Annotated in this window: 13 protein-coding genes; 6 read left to right on the top strand and 7 right to left on the bottom strand. The window is 37.8% G+C overall.

Annotated elements, in window-relative coordinates; all coding sequences use genetic code 11:
• Positions 1 to 87 precede the first annotated feature (87 nt).
• Positions 88 to 1080 carry a 16S rRNA (guanine(1207)-N(2))-methyltransferase RsmC gene (rsmC, locus tag DQN49_RS09515; RefSeq protein WP_006995738.1) on the top strand — a complete coding sequence of 331 codons (993 nt, stop codon included), beginning with the start codon at positions 88 to 90 and terminating at the stop codon, positions 1078 to 1080.
• 63 nt (positions 1081 to 1143) lie between these two features.
• Here rsmC and era read toward each other — a convergent pair whose 3' ends face one another.
• From era to lepA, 4 genes are read right to left on the bottom strand one after another with little or no spacing between them, the layout of a single operon-like run.
• On the bottom strand, positions 1144 to 2052 hold the full coding sequence (gene era, locus DQN49_RS09520; protein ID WP_006995737.1) for a GTPase Era: 909 nt from the start codon (positions 2050 to 2052) through the stop codon (positions 1144 to 1146).
• Positions 2049 to 2732, bottom strand: coding sequence for a ribonuclease III (rnc, locus tag DQN49_RS09525; RefSeq protein ID WP_006995736.1), 684 nt, complete (start codon positions 2730 to 2732; stop codon positions 2049 to 2051). Before rnc ends, era begins: the two co-directional genes overlap by 4 nt.
• 1 nt (position 2733) lies before the next feature.
• Positions 2734 to 3783: a signal peptidase I gene (lepB, locus tag DQN49_RS09530; RefSeq protein WP_006995735.1), complete on the bottom strand. Its 1050-nt coding sequence runs from the start codon at positions 3781 to 3783 to the stop codon at positions 2734 to 2736.
• Between the two features lie 8 nt (positions 3784 to 3791).
• A complete protein-coding gene (lepA, locus tag DQN49_RS09535; protein ID WP_005652644.1) occupies positions 3792 to 5588 on the bottom strand; it encodes a translation elongation factor 4 in 1797 nt (598 codons plus the stop codon).
• Between the two features lie 306 nt (positions 5589 to 5894).
• Between lepA and DQN49_RS09540 the strand changes: the two genes are divergently transcribed.
• The 4 genes from DQN49_RS09540 (at position 5895) to DQN49_RS09555 (ending at position 10974) form a co-directional block, all read left to right on the top strand.
• Positions 5895 to 6506 carry a fimbrial protein gene (locus tag DQN49_RS09540; RefSeq protein ID WP_006995734.1) on the top strand — a complete coding sequence of 204 codons (612 nt, stop codon included), beginning with the start codon at positions 5895 to 5897 and terminating at the stop codon, positions 6504 to 6506.
• Between the two features lie 68 nt (positions 6507 to 6574).
• The gene (locus tag DQN49_RS09545; protein WP_006995733.1) at positions 6575 to 7270 is read left to right on the top strand and encodes a fimbrial biogenesis chaperone; all 696 of its coding nucleotides are present in this window, start codon (positions 6575 to 6577) and stop codon (positions 7268 to 7270) included.
• A gap of 69 nt (positions 7271 to 7339) precedes the next feature.
• The gene (locus DQN49_RS09550) at positions 7340 to 9835 is read left to right on the top strand and encodes a fimbria/pilus outer membrane usher protein (protein WP_006995732.1); all 2496 of its coding nucleotides are present in this window, start codon (positions 7340 to 7342) and stop codon (positions 9833 to 9835) included.
• A gap of 59 nt (positions 9836 to 9894) precedes the next feature.
• Positions 9895 to 10974 (top strand): fimbrial protein, encoded by a 1080-nt coding sequence (locus DQN49_RS09555; protein WP_223395574.1) that lies wholly within the window; start codon positions 9895 to 9897, stop codon positions 10972 to 10974.
• 81 nt (positions 10975 to 11055) lie between these two features.
• Here DQN49_RS09555 and grcA read toward each other — a convergent pair whose 3' ends face one another.
• The gene (gene grcA, locus DQN49_RS09560; protein WP_005628746.1) at positions 11056 to 11439 is read right to left on the bottom strand and encodes an autonomous glycyl radical cofactor GrcA; all 384 of its coding nucleotides are present in this window, start codon (positions 11437 to 11439) and stop codon (positions 11056 to 11058) included.
• A 257-nt stretch (positions 11440 to 11696) separates the two neighbouring features.
• Between grcA and ung the strand changes: the two genes are divergently transcribed.
• A complete protein-coding gene (ung, locus tag DQN49_RS09565; protein ID WP_006995730.1) occupies positions 11697 to 12356 on the top strand; it encodes a uracil-DNA glycosylase in 660 nt (219 codons plus the stop codon).
• 70 nt (positions 12357 to 12426) lie between these two features.
• On the opposite strand, the gene miaB is transcribed toward ung, so the two are convergent.
• Together miaB and DQN49_RS09575 are read right to left on the bottom strand one after the other, a co-directional pair.
• Positions 12427 to 13851, bottom strand: coding sequence for a tRNA (N6-isopentenyl adenosine(37)-C2)-methylthiotransferase MiaB (miaB, locus tag DQN49_RS09570; RefSeq protein ID WP_005657832.1), 1425 nt, complete (start codon positions 13849 to 13851; stop codon positions 12427 to 12429).
• A 418-nt stretch (positions 13852 to 14269) separates the two neighbouring features.
• Entirely contained in the window at positions 14270 to 15709 is a 1440-nt protein-coding gene (locus tag DQN49_RS09575; RefSeq protein ID WP_006995729.1) for an anion permease, read from the bottom strand.
• Between the last annotated feature and the right edge of the window lies 1 nt (position 15710).

Raw genomic sequence — 15710 nt, forward strand, 5'->3', positions numbered from 1 at the left:
GTTGCTTGAAAAATAGTGTTAATTTCTTTTATTAATCTTTGCTAAAATAATGCATAATTTTAACTAATAACCCACAGGATTCAAAGCGTGATTTCTCTAGAAAGCCAAGTTTTAGAACGCCATCTTTCATTTTTTGATGGTAAATCGGTATTATTTGCTGGCGGTATTTCTGATAGTTTTCCTCAAACATTAGCCTCTAAATGCCCATCAATCCAAATTTGGAGTTGCTATTTTGACTATGCAAGAACGCAAAGTGCGGTCAATTTTTCCGTTGAATTTCAAGGTCAGGCCGATTTAATCGTTTATTATTGGACTAAAAACAAACAAGAAGTCAATTTCCAACTGCTTCAACTATTAGCTCAAGCATCTATTGGCCAAGAAATATTAATTATTGGAGAAAACCGTTGTGGTGTGCGTTCAGTAGAAAAAACATTAGCACCCTATGGTGAAATAGCGAAAATTGACTCTGCTCGTCGTTGCGGTTTATATCATTTTTCACTCCAAAATAAACCGCACTTTGAACTTAAAAATTTCTGGAAAACCTATCAACATTCAACACTTGAAAACTTAACTATATATAGTTTACCTGGGGTATTTAGTGCGGCGGAATTAGATACAGGCACAGAACTGTTACTTTCAACCATTGATAATAAAATAAAAGGAAAAGTGATCGATCTTGGCTGTGGCGCAGGGGTAATTGGCTCTATGATAAAAAAACGCGCGCCTAACGCACAAATTACAATGACGGATATTCATGCGATGGCGTTAGAATCAGCGCGTAAAACACTTTCTGAAAATCAATTACAAGGAGAGGTTTACGCCAGTGATGTCTTTTCTAATATAGAAGGAAAATTTGATTTAATCATTTCAAATCCGCCATTCCACGATGGCATTGATACCGCCTATCGAACCGTAAAAGAACTTATCACTCAAGCAAAATGGCATCTCAATCAAGGTGGAGAATTACGTATTGTCGCCAATGCATTTTTGCCTTATCCCGAGCTACTTAAACAACATTTCAATGATTATCAAGTTCTTGCTCAAACAGGAAAATTTAAAGTGTATTCAGTGAAAAATTAGAAACAAAAAAATCCCCATCACAATAATGGGGATTTTTATTATGCGTATAAATTTTACCGCACTTTATTCATCCATATATCCTAAACTACGCAGTGCACGTTCATCATCTGCCCAACCTGACTTCACTTTCACCCAAAGTTCAAGATGGACTTTGTTATCAAATAAACGTTCCATATCCGCACGCGCTTCCATACCAATGGTTTTAATTTTTTGACCGCCCGCACCAATTACCATTTTTTTCTGACCTTCACGTTCAACGAGAATTAAGCCATTTATTTCATAAGTACCACGTTCATTTACTTTGAATTGTTCGATTTCAACCGTAACAGAATAGGGTAATTCTTCACCGGTAAAACGCATTAATTTTTCACGGATTATTTCCGATGCCATAAAACGTTGCGAGCGGTCTGTGACATAATCTTCTGGGAAATGATGCACACCTTCGCGTAAAGATTGGCGTACAATTGTCTCTAATTCATGAACATTATTACCACGCTGTGCAGAAATTGGCACAATGTGAGCAAAGTTAAATTTACTGCTAAGATCTGTAATAAACGGCAATAAATCATCTTTATTTTTGATGTTATCTACTTTGTTAATAGCAAGCACAACGGGTGCTTTTGCATTACGTAGTTTGTTTAGCACCATCTCATCATCTGCATTCCAGTGTGTACCATCTACGACAAAAATAATTAAATCAACATCGCCGATAGCACTACTTGCGGCACGGTTCATTAAGCGGTTAATTGCACGCTTCTCTTCAATATGAAGTCCTGGAGTATCCACATAGATTTCTTGATACGCACCTTCAGTTTTAATTCCAACAATACGGTGACGGGTGGTTTGTGCTTTACGCGATGTAATTGAAATTTTTTGTCCTAAAATTTTATTTAAGAGCGTTGATTTACCCACATTTGGGCGACCTACGATAGCAATAAAGCCGCAATAGGTTTTGTCGAATTGTTCGGTCATTTGATGTCCAGTTCTTTTAAAATTTGTTCTGCTGCCGCTTGTTCAGCTTTACGACGGCTAGATCCTTTTGCCACAAAAGTGCGGTCAATTTTCCCCGCACTTTTCACTTTGCATTTAACAGTGAAAATTTGGCAATGGGCTTCCCCTTGAATATTGATCACTTCATAAGTTGGCAATGGCAAATGTTTGCCTTGTAAATATTCTTGTAAACGCGTTTTCGCATCTTTTTGATTATCGCCTGGTTTAATTTCTGCCAATAATTGTTGATACCAATTTCGTATCACTTGGGTCGTCACAGCCAATCCTTGATCCAAAGACATTGCGCCTATGATCGCTTCTACACAATCGGCAAGAATAGATTCGCGGCGAAAACCACCGTTCTTTAGCTCGCCAGAACCAAGCGACATATAATCGCCTAATTCAAATTGGCGAGCTAAAATCGCTAAAGTGGATTCGCGTACCAAAGTAGCACGCATACGGCTCAGTTCTCCTTCATTACAACGTGGAAACTGATGATAAAGTGCTTCAGCGATAGTGAAATTAAGAATGGAATCGCCTAGGAATTCTAGGCGTTCATTATGTTGAGTTGCCGCACTTCGATGCGTAAGTGCCTGCTTTAAGAGCACAATATCATTAAAACAATAGCCGATTTTACGCTCAAGTCGATCTAAATGATTCATCTTATTTTATTGCTGTAAAGAAACGCTCAAAACGGAAACCTGTTGGCCATTCATTCGCTTCTTTTTCTAAGCTCATCCAAATATAAGTGGCTTTCCCCACAATATTTTTTTCAGGCACAAAGCCCCAAAAACGACTGTCATCGCTGTGATCGCGATGATCCCCCATCACAAAATACTGCCCCTCTGGCACAAGCCATTCTGCAGTTTGCATTCCCTCTTGTGGGAAAAATTCAAGGCCTGAATAACGACGATATTCACTAATTAACACGTTATGTGTTACATCGCCTTTTTCAGTCAATTCTAATTCATTCGGAAAAGCAGGATTTGTTGGATTTTGTGTATATTCAAACACCTTGGTTTCGCAATCAACTTCGCAAGGTTTCCCCTCTTTACCATATACCACTTTTAGCGTTTTTTGTTCCACATCAAAAATGACGCGATCTCCGCCCCTTCCAATAATACGTTTAATATAATCCACACCAGACATATTATCTTTTGAACTTAACGCTAAATTTTCTGCAAAGGCTGCTCGAGTAGCCCCAAGACCAGTACGAATTAACGCTTGTTGTGGTGCTTTAAATACAATCACATCGCCACGTTGTGGTTTTTCGCCTGCAATAATGGTGTTTTGGAAAATCGGATCTTTCACACCATAAGCATATTTATTCACAACTAAAAAATCGCCAACGCGTAAAGTGGACTCCATTGAGCCAGAGGGAATTTGAAACGGTTCAAACAAAAAAGAACGAACCAAAAATACCACTGCAAGCACAGGAAAAAGTGAAGACAAAAATTCTGAAGCCTCAGAAATCGGTTCAATTTTGGCTTTTTCTTCCTCACTTAAGGTTTTACCAGAACGTTGTTCTGCACGTGCCACTTGACGATGACGTTTTGGCATCACCACAAAACGATGATAACACCATAATACGCCAGAAAGTGCGGTCAAAATTAGTAACAAAATACTAAAAGTATTTGGCAACTGAAAATAATCTAAAACTTTCCACACACCAAAGCCGACAGCCAATAAAATCACAAAAAATAAATTTGACATAATTTTCCTTATTTATCTTTTCCTACGTGTAAAATTGCTAAAAACGCCTCTTGCGGCACTTCTACGTTACCTAAAGACTTCATACGTTTTTTCCCTTCTTTCTGCTTCTGTAAGAGTTTTTTCTTACGGCTCACGTCACCACCATAACATTTTGCTAATACGTTTTTACGTAATTGTTTCACCGTAGAACGAGCAATAATATGGTTTCCAATCGCTGCTTGAATAGCGATATCAAATTGCTGACGAGGAATTAACTCACGCATTTTTTCAACCAATTCACGACCACGATATTGTGAATTATCTTTATGAACGATTAAAGCCAAGGCATCTACTCGTTCGCTGTTAATCATAATATCCACGCGAACCATATCTGCCGCTTGGAAACGTTTAAAACCGTAATCTAACGAAGCATAACCACGCGATGTTGATTTTAAACGATCAAAGAAATCTAAAACCACTTCGCCCATTGGAATTTCATAAGTCAGCGCAATCTGATTACCGTGATATACCATATTGGTTTGCACACCACGTTTTTCAACGCAAAGGGTAATAACGTTACCTAAATATTCTTGCGGCACCAGCATATTACATTCTGCGATTGGCTCGCGAATTTCAGCAATATTATTAAGTGGAGGCAATTTTGCAGGACTATCCACATAAACAACCTCGCCATTCGTTAATTGCACTTCGTAAATTACCGTTGGCGCAGTCGTGATAAGATCTAAATCATACTCACGCTCTAGACGCTCTTGAATGATTTCCATATGCAGAAGTCCAAGGAAACCACAACGGAAACCAAAACCAAGCGCGGTCGAAGTTTCTGGTTCATAGAAAAGTGACGCATCGTTTAAACTTAATTTACCAAGTGCATCGCGAAACGCTTCATAATCATCAGAACTTACAGGGAAAAGCCCAGCATAAACCTGTGGTTTTACTTTTTTAAAGCCAGGCAACACTTCAGTTGCAGAATTATGTTGATGGGTTAAGGTATCGCCCACTGGCGCACCTAAAATATCTTTAATCGCACAAACAACCCAACCCACTTCGCCACATTCTAAAACGGTAGTATCTTCTTGTTTTGGCGTGAAAATCCCTAAACGATCTACGTTGTAAGTTTGCCCTGTGGACATCACTTTAATTTTATCGCCTTTACGTAATACCCCGTTTTTAATACGCACTAAAGATACCACGCCCAAATAATTATCGAACCAAGAATCAATAATCAATGCTTGTAATGGCGCATTAGGATCACCTTCTGGTGCAGGAATTTTTGCAACGATTTCTTCTAATACATCTTCGATACCTACACCCGTTTTAGCTGAGCATCGAACCGCTTCCATCGCATCAATTCCAACAATATCTTCAATTTCTTCAGCTACGCGTTCAGGATCAGCAGCTGGTAAGTCGATTTTATTTAAAATCGGTACCACTTCTAAATCCATTTCGATTGCGGTATAACAGTTTGCTAGAGTTTGGGCTTCTACCCCTTGACCAGCATCAACTACCAACAATGCCCCTTCACAAGCAGCAAGAGAGCGAGACACTTCATAGGAAAAGTCCACATGTCCTGGCGTATCGATAAAGTTTAATTGATAAGTTTCGCCATCTTTGGCTTTATAATTTAAAGTCACACTTTGTGCTTTGATGGTAATTCCACGCTCACGCTCAAGATCCATTGAATCTAGCACTTGCGCTTCCATTTCACGATCCGAAAGACCACCACAAGTTTGAATCAAACGGTCAGAAAGTGTCGATTTACCGTGGTCAATATGGGCAATAATAGAAAAGTTGCGAATATTCTTCATAAAAGATAGTTTTTCTCAGAAAATCATTAAATTTAACTGGCGGATTGTACCTGAAAAGCGTGTAAATCGCTAGAGATGAAAGGGAAAAGTCAGCGATCTATAAAATAAAAGGTTCAATTCCATATAACTCCCCCCTCAAAATGCTATAAAATGGATCGAATGATTAAAAAATAATCTGAAATCGTTTTTTTTTTGCTCATTAAGTGTATTATGTGCTGGTCTTTAACATTTTAAAAACAATCGTGATCACAAAATAACAAAAAAATGTGATCTTTACATAATTACTTCCATTCTAAGGATTAAATAATGAAAAAATTAACGTTAGCAGCAGGCTTACTTTTTAGTTTAGGCGGAATCTCGAGTGCATTTGGCGCAGCAGATGGCACCATTACATTTAATGGTCGTGTCGTTGATCAAACTTGTACTGTTACAAATGGTGGCAACACTGGTACTTTTGATGTAAAACTACCAACAGTCAATAAAGCGCAATTAACAACAGATGGTGCAGTTGCAGGTTTAACACGTTTTAACATTGAATTAACGGGTTGTAAACCAGCTGCAACAGGAGGCACAAATAGCGTTCGTGCTTATTTTCTACCAAATAGCCAATATGTGGATCCCACCACACATAATTTAATAAATGTTGCACAGGTTACTAGTGGAGAAACTAAAGCTAACAATGTACAAATTCAATTAACTCACGCCGATACCAGTAAAGTGATTGCAGTGGGTGAGAATGTTGATGTTCAAGGACATGAAAACGATCACTATAATCCTTGGTCTAACTTTAAAAATGATACTGGAGCAACAACAGCTACAGCTAAATTAACTTACTACGCACAATATATTGCCGTTGGTGGTGCTGCTGGAGAGGGTGTCGTTCAATCTAAAGTTGAATATAACATTATCTATAAATAAACTTTCTTTTCTCCGACTAACGCTTTCTGCGTTAGTCGGTTTTTTTCTGTTTCCTATTGAGTAATCCTATGCTAAAAAAAATTTTCCTCTTTTTAACCGCACTTCCTTTTTTTGCCCAAGCAAATGTCGTGATTACTGGCACACGCATTATTTATCCTGCTGAACAAAAAAATATTTCCATTCAATTAAGTAATGTAGGTGATTCTCCCGCATTGGTGCAATCGTGGTTAGATAAAGGCGATATTAATAGCAGCCCTAATTCAACTAAAGTGCCTTTTGTCATTGCGCCGCCCATTGTTCGAGTAGAAGGCAATTCTGGACAATCTTTACGCGTAAACTTTACTGGCACCGAAGCCTTACCCCAAGATCGAGAATCAATTTTTTACTTTAATTTATTAGATATTCCCCCTAAACCAAAAGCGGAATCATTAGCGATCAACCCTAATTATTTACAATTAGCCATCCGTTCACGCTTGAAATTTTTTTATCGTCCAAAGGGGTTAGCAATATCTATTAATGATGCTTATCAAAAAGTGAATTTTTCAACAGATGGTTCTTCTTTACGCGTGGATAACCCAACGCCTTATTTTATTACCTACGATCAAATTAAAATCAATGGAAAATCAGTGAAAAATGTAGATATGGTTGCGCCTTATTCACAACAAACCTATCCATTTAAAGGTGCACACGCGAATGAAACAGTTCAGTGGACTGTCGTAAATGATTATGGTGGCGATCAAAAAGGCGAATCAATTTTACATTAATTCAATCGCGAAAAATGAAGTGAAATTTCACCGCACTTTTTTCTAATTAATCAAATAAGAACATTAATAATGCTACAAAAATATCAATTACATCCAATTTATTGCGGGCTCGCTTTATGTTTTAGCCTGTCATTTTATGTTCACGCAGATGATGAATTTGATGCAGGCTTTTTACGACAAAGTGAAAATGCACCTGTGGTGGATATTCGCCGTTTTAATGAAAAAAATGCGGTTTTAGCAGGTCATTATCCCGCAGAAATTTTTGTCAATAATATTAACAAAGGGCATTTACAACTGCGTTTTGATGATACTGAACAGGGTATTTCGCTTTGTTTAACCCCTGAATTAGGGGAAATCTTAGATTTACAACCGAATGCTTTTTTACAATCTGCGTCTAATTCAATATGCGTGCCTATAAATACAGCAATTTCACAAGTAAAAACAGAATTTGATACAGGACTTTTACGTCTTAACGTGGAAATTCCTCAGGCTCTTACCGTGCAACGTCCACGCGGTTATATTTCTCCAAGTCGTTGGCAAGATGGCGAACCTGCCGTCTTCTTAAATTACAATGCCAACCATTATCGCTATAAGAATGGGAATAATACCTTAGCGCAATCTTATCTTGGTATTCGTGCTGGAGCCAATATAGGCAGTTGGGCATTACGACATTCTGGCTCTAAAAATTGGCAAAAGTCAGTAGATCAAAACCAAAATAGTCACTATGAAAGTACAGAAACCTATTTACAAAAAGATTTTGCCGCTATTAGAGGGATCGTAACATTGGGTGATTTCTATACATCTGGCGAATTAGTGGAGGGGATGTCTTTACGTGGATTAAAAGTGGCTTCAGATGATCGAATGCTCCCCTCCTCAATGCGTGGTTACGCGCCTATTGTTCAAGGTGTCGCGAATAGTAATGCCAATGTGACAATTCGTCAGAATGGTTCAATTATTTATCAAACTTCTGTTCCTGCAGGTGCTTTTACGATTACAGATCTTTATCCAAGTGGCTATAGTGGTGATTTAGTCGTTGAAATTACAGAATCAAATGGGCAAATACGCACATTCACAGTGCCATTTGCTAATATTGCACCTTTGATCAGAATGGGACAATTTCGTTATCAAACTGCTTACGGTCGTTATCGTTATGGTTCCGAAATATATCCAGATAATGTATTACAAAGTACATTGCAATATGGTTTATTAAATAATTTCACGATTAATAGCGGAATAACATTACATAAAAATTATCGTGCAGAATTGCTAGGCGCAAGCCTAAATACGCCAATTGGCGCATTTTCTGCAGATGCCACCTTTGCACAAAGCATCTTTGATGAAACGAGAGAAAAGAAAAACGGTTATAGCCTGCACGCAAGTTATAGCGTAAATGTACTTTCGACTAAAACAAATGTAACTTTAGCGGCTTATCGCTATTATTCAAAAGATTTCTATACATTGAGAGATGTCATTTGGGCGAAAAATAATGACTATAATCTTGCCAATGAAGCCTTAAGAAATTCACTATTTTCTCGCCCTAAGAATCAATATCAACTTTCAATTAATCAAAATCTTGGCGAAAAATGGGGTGTGCTTTATTTAATTGGTTCAACTTATAGTTACTGGGGAAAAAGCGGGGTACGTAATGAATACCAACTTTCTTACAGTAATAATTGGAAACGATTAAATTATCAAATTGGTTTTTCACAATCAGTTGATCAAGAAAGAAAAACACGCGATAACAGCCTGTATTTAAGCTTTTCTATTCCATTGGGCGAACAATATGTGTCTTCAACATTTACACATAATCGACGTTATAACAATGCGCAAAGTAGCGTAAGCGGTTCAACAGGTCAATATAATCAATTTAATTATGCATTATCCGCCGCGAGCAATAATCAAAATAATCGTTCTGTTTCTGCGAATGTGGGCTACCGAGCCGATGTCGGCGATTATCAATTCTCTGTAGGACAAGATAATCAACACAATCGTCAAGTCTCAATGACCGCCTCTGGTTCTGTTGTTGCACATTCTTATGGTGTGACGTTAGGGCAAACAGTAGGAGATAATTTTGCCATTATTCACGCTAAAGGCGCAAAAGGTGCGTTAGTTACGGCAACTGGTATGGGGCAAACTTTAGATTATTTCGGTAATGCTATTGTGCCTTACACCTCCCCTTATTCTATTAACTATATTGGTATTGATCCGACCCATTTACCAATAAATATAGAATTTGATTCAACAGAACAACAAATCGTGCCACGCGCCAATAGCATCAATCTAGTCAATTTTGATACGAAAAAAACGACGATAGTGCTATTTAATGTGGCAACGCCAAAAGGCGTTATTCTACCAATGGCAACTGAAGCTAAAGATGATAAAGGAAATCTCGTAGGCTATGTTGGGCAAGGTGGCGTTCTTTTTGCGAATAATTTAACGAAAGCAAAAGGCACACTTGCTGTTTCTTGGGGATTAGGGAAAAACGAGCAATGTTATTTTGATTATCAAGTCAATTTAGATAATGAATCAGAAACAATGCAAATTTATGATGTGAAATGTAAATAAAAGTTGAGAATTATATGTGGAAAAAAATAATATTTCTAACAGGCTTATGTTGTTACTCTTTGTCCTCTCTATCATTTGAACGTCGTCCTAATGGCGATGGTTATCACTACAGAGGCTCTAGTATGGAGTATGATATCGTTGCGCCCTTTGAGTTGGGAGCAAAAATGGCAGATGGCACCATTCCTTTATATTCACGCCATTACTCCGCAGATGACTTACCACGCAAGTTTGATAATTTCGCTAATGCGTTTTTTACAAACGATCCCTACAAATATACTTTTATTCAGGGTCATAACAATGGCGATAATTTTTGCACAGAACTTTATGCAAGATCTAATTTACCTGTTATTGGCACCATAGATAACCAATCTATTTATGATATAGGGAATGAATATATTGGGATTTTAGTCTATGCTGGCGATACCAATAGACCTGTGGCTGTTAATGGTAATTCTTGGCAAAAAGTGTTTAAGGGATGGTGCACAACATCAAGTCAAGGAGCCTCAGCGAAAGTGATTCCTGTTCTTCTAAAACAACCTCCCTTAGGGGAATATACCATTCCTCGTACAGAAATTGGCGAAATTGAACCTCGTCGCCGATCCGATAGCAGATATGGCGAATATACAGGCAATAAAATTACAAAATTTATTCTTAATTCATTCAGATTTAGGGTTACCCCTCACACTTGTGTTTTAACCACGCCAAAGGATATTACGCTCAAATTGCTAACTATTTCTCAGCGTAGTATCGCAACTCAAGGAGATGAAGTTTATGGCGGTAAATTCGAAATTGGTTTACGTTGTGATAATTCATCGCGAAGTGGTTTATGGGGTGGGATTCGTGTTTATAGCACATTAACCGATCAATCCAATGTAAATAATCGGAGTGATATTTTAAGTTTAACCGCGGATTCAAGCGCAAAAGGTATCGGAATTAAACTCTATAATAATTGGAATACGCCCGCTTTAAAATATGGGCCTGAAAGTTCCGCAAAAGGCACAGAAAATCAATGGGCGTTTTCATCTGGTGTTCAAAATAATCCTTCCGTCTTATTCCGAGCTTATTATGTCAATACAAATGGAAATGTGAAGCCTGGAACAGTGAAAGCAATTGCCACTTATACATTTTCTTATCAATAAAGTGCGGTCAAATTTTCAAACTTTTTAGATAAAACAAAACCCCGAATGACTTCGGGGTTTCTTTTTTCATTCAAACTGAAATTATAGACTTTCAGTGAAAGTACGAGTGATAACGTCGCGTTGTTGTTCTGGCGTTAAAGAGTTGAAACGTACTGCGTAACCAGAAACACGGATAGTTAATTGTGGATATTTATCTGGGTTATTTACCGCATCTTCTAACGTTTCACGACGTAATACGTTTACGTTTAAGTGTTGACCACCTTCAACTTTAACAGTTGGCGCTACGTTTACCGGTAATTCACGGTATTCGATTTGACCTAATTCGCTAACAGCAACAACTTGGTCTTCAGCAAATTCGCCTTTTGCACATAAGCAACGCGCTTCATTTTTTTCGCTGTCTAATAACCAGAATGAATTAAGCAAATTGTCATTTGCTGCTTGAGTAATTTGAATACCTTTAATCATAATAGCCTCCTAATTGGCACGAAAATAATAATAAAACTGTACAAATTTTATCAAATCATTTTAATATTTCAAATTATTTTAGATTTATTTGATAAAGAGCAGGTTATTTTTTTAATTAATTTTTATAAATTTGATCTAAATTAAAATTTATTAATTTTTAAATAAAATTTATATCAATAATTTAACATTAATTTAACTTTTTATTGAATGAATGTTTTTGTTTATAATGAATAAAAACTTATTAATAGGATAAAATAATGAAAAACTGGACAGACGTTATCGGAACAGAAAAAGCGCAACCTTACTTTCAACACACACTACAACAGGTTCATCTTGCAAGAGCAAACGGGAAAACAATTTATCCACCACAAGAAGAGGTATTTAATGCATTCAAATATACCGCTTTTGAAGATGTAAAAGTGGTGATTTTAGGTCAGGATCCTTATCATGGACCAAACCAAGCTCATGGATTGGCTTTTTCAGTAAAACCTGAAGTAGCGATTCCCCCTTCCCTATTAAATATATATAAAGAACTCACACAAGATATTTCGGGATTTCAAATGCCATCAAATGGTTATTTAGTCAAATGGGCAGAACAAGGGGTGTTGCTACTTAACACTGTGCTTACCGTGGAACAAGGTATGGCACATTCACACGCCAATTTAGGTTGGGAAAGGTTTACAGATAAAGTTATTGCAGTACTCAATGAACATCGTGAAAAACTGGTGTTTTTACTTTGGGGCAGTCACGCACAAAAAAAAGGGCAAATTATTGACCGCACTCGTCACTTTGTTTTAACGGCGCCACACCCTTCCCCATTGTCAGCACATCGAGGTTTCTTTGGTTGTCATCATTTTTCCAAAACAAATTCATATTTGGAAAGCCACGGAATAAAACCGATAGATTGGCAAATCTAAACCATATATCTCTAAAAAAATAACCGCACTTTAATCTCTCAAAGTGCGGTTAAATATTTCAGTATTTTAATTAGCCGTGATAACGCCCTACGCCTAATTCATCTTCTTTACGTGTGCGATTCATCACTTCTTGTGGAGACTGCGCAATACGTAATCCCATTTCATCTTCAGTACGCACCACTTCGCCACGTAACGAATTAGTATAAACATCAGTGATTTTCACATCCACAAACTTACCGATCATTTCTGGAGAACCTTGGAAATTAACAATACGATTCGTTTCAGTACGTCCCGTCAATTCCATAATATCTTTCTTCGATGGGCCTTCAACTAACACGCGCTGCTCTGTGCCAAGCATACGACGGCTAAATTGTGCCGCTTGTTGATTAATACGCTCTTGTAGCACATAAAGACGCTGTTTCTTTTCATCTTCCGTCACATCATCTGGCATATCTGCTGCTGGCGTACCTGGTCGGGCTGAGTACACAAAACTGAAGCTCATATCAAAGTTCACTTGTGCAATCAAATTCATAGTTTGCTCAAAATCTTCCGCCGTTTCACCTGGGAAACCAACAATAAAGTCTGAGCTGATTTGAATATCTGGGCGCACTGCACGAAGTTTACGAATAATAGATTTATATTCTAATGCGGTATGACCACGTTTCATCATTGTTAATACACGGTCAGAACCTGCTTGCACTGGAAGATGTAAGAAACTCACTAATTCAGGCGTATCACGATACACATCAATAATATCATCGGTAAATTCTATTGGATGACTGGTTGTGAAACGTAAACGGTCAATACCATCAATTGATGCGACAAGACGAAGCAACTCAGCAAAGCTACAAATTTGACCATCATGCGTTGGCCCACGATAAGCATTTACATTTTGACCAAGTAGATTTACCTCACGCACACCTTGTTCCGCAAGTTGCGCAATTTCAAATAACACATCATCTACGGGACGGCTAACTTCTTCTCCACGAGTATAAGGCACAACACAAAAAGTACAGTATTTATTACAGCCTTCCATAATGGAAACAAATGCCGTTGGGCCTTCTGCGCGAGGTTCAGGTAAGCGGTCAAATTTCTCAATTTCAGGGAAACTTACGTCTACGACGGAACTTTTTCCACCACGAATTTGATTAATCATTTCAGGCAAGCGATGCAAAGTTTGCGGGCCAAAAATAATATCCACATAAGGCGCACGATGGCGAATATGTTCACCTTCTTGAGAGGCTACACAGCCGCCCACACCAATCACTAAATTTGGATTATTTTTCTTTAATTCTTTCCAACGCCCAAGTTGGTGGAACACTTTTTCTTGTGCTTTTTCACGAATAGAACAGGTATTTAATAATAATACGTCTGCTTCTTCAGGTGCTTCCGTGAGTTCTAATCCGTGGGTGCTTAATAAAAGATCTGCCATTTTAGATGAATCATATTCATTCATCTGGCAGCCCCAAGTTTTAATATGTAATTTTTGAGTCATTTTCTACAATATCGTTAGGTGTTATAAATAATTAGTTAAATAAAGCAATGGGCTATTCTACAGGCTTGCGCTGATTCTGGCTAGTGAATATTCGGTGAAAGACACTAAACAGAATATTTTGATAAGCTAGAAAGGCTTGTAAATCATTAAAAAATAAGATATTCATAAATATACTCAAGATATAATGCAGTATGAGGTAAATATTAGTTCATAAAATTAAAGGAAATACTAGCTTATCGCGATTACAACGATGTGTATATTCAAGGTAAACCAAAAGGATTAAGCCCTGTAGATTACAGGACTTAATCCTTAAATTAAATAGAGCTCACTTTTTAGTGAAAACGCAAGCATATATTTATAATCAACTACTTTGTCTACTACACCGTCAAAATAGCAGTTAAATTTAAAAAAGATTAGCTTATAACCAGCCTAAACTCATTAATAATTTCCACCATGCCATACCGATAGTTAGATGGATAATTAAACTGCCAAAAGCAATGATCGCGCCAGTAATCCACCAAGATTTTATATCATTATAACCTGCACCGAATGCAATTGGACCTGGTCCGCCTCCGTAGTGAGTTACTGAACCACCATAAGAATTAGCAAAGGCTAAGCCTAGAGCAAGCAATTCAGTAGGAGCGCCTGTTACATGTCCGACTGTTGCAAATACGGGTACCATTGCAGCTACATATGCACCGCCTGATGCGAATAAATAACGTACAGAGACACTTAAGGTAAGAATCACTATTAACGCTATCATACCATGTCCCTCAAACTGAAGTATGGTACTTAAGGTGTTTGCTAACCATTTGAAAAAGCCAGATTTTTCAAGCAAGCCAGACATACCGATGATACCACCATACCATACTAGGGTATTCCATGCGCCTTTGCTTTTTAGGATATCGTCCCAGGTCACAATACTTAATACAATACAAAGCACCATTACAATGATTGCAACAATGGTAGCATTGATATGAAGTGAATTAGAGAAAATCCAGCCGAATAATGCAATTACGAATAACAAGCTGAGTGCTTTTTCACGAAAAGACATTGGACCTAATTCTTCTAAGCCTTTTTTCGCAATGGCTTTATTATCCACTTTTTTCAATTCTGGTGGAGATACCCAATAACAAATTAACGGAATTAAGAATAAGCAGAGTAAGCCGGGTACGGATGCAGCTAAGAACCATTTGATCCAAGTGGTTTCAAAACCAAGAATTGGTGCCATTAATGAAAGAGCTAAGGCATTAGGAGCCATTGCGGTTAAGAAAATATAAGAGGTAGTTTTAACCACCATATATACGTTCATCATCAAATAACGCCCTGCTTTTTTCGGGCTTTTTTCTGGATCTGAACCAAGAGCAACGACTACGCTATTAATGATTGGAAAGATAATCCCACCTGAACGCGCGGTGTTAGAGGGCGTTGCTGGCGAGAGTAAAAGATCTAAGAACATGGTAACATAGCCTAAGCGTAGGGTTGTGCTACCCATTGCGCCGATCATATGATAGGCGATACGTTTACCTAGACCTGTGATTACAAATGCTGAACTCAAAGTGAATGCGGTAAAAATAAGCCATGTTGTGCCAGATTTATAACCATCCAACATATTGCCGACTTTAACCAATTCTTTCGCCCCTTCAGTATTACCGATGATAACGCCAGAAACCGCAATTGCAGCCAATAAGATAACGGGCTCGCCATAAGGTTTAAGCACAAGCCCAACGATAGTGGCGATATAAACACCAAGTAATCGCCAAGCAATCAAAGAAAGCCCATCAGGAGCAGGTAGTAAGAAAGTGATCAATGGGATAGCCATTAAAATCACCAGTTTTGTATTTTTGGATAATGCCATA

Source organism: Haemophilus aegyptius, assembly GCF_900475885.1.
Taxonomy (GTDB): Bacteria; Pseudomonadota; Gammaproteobacteria; order Enterobacterales; family Pasteurellaceae; genus Haemophilus; species Haemophilus influenzae.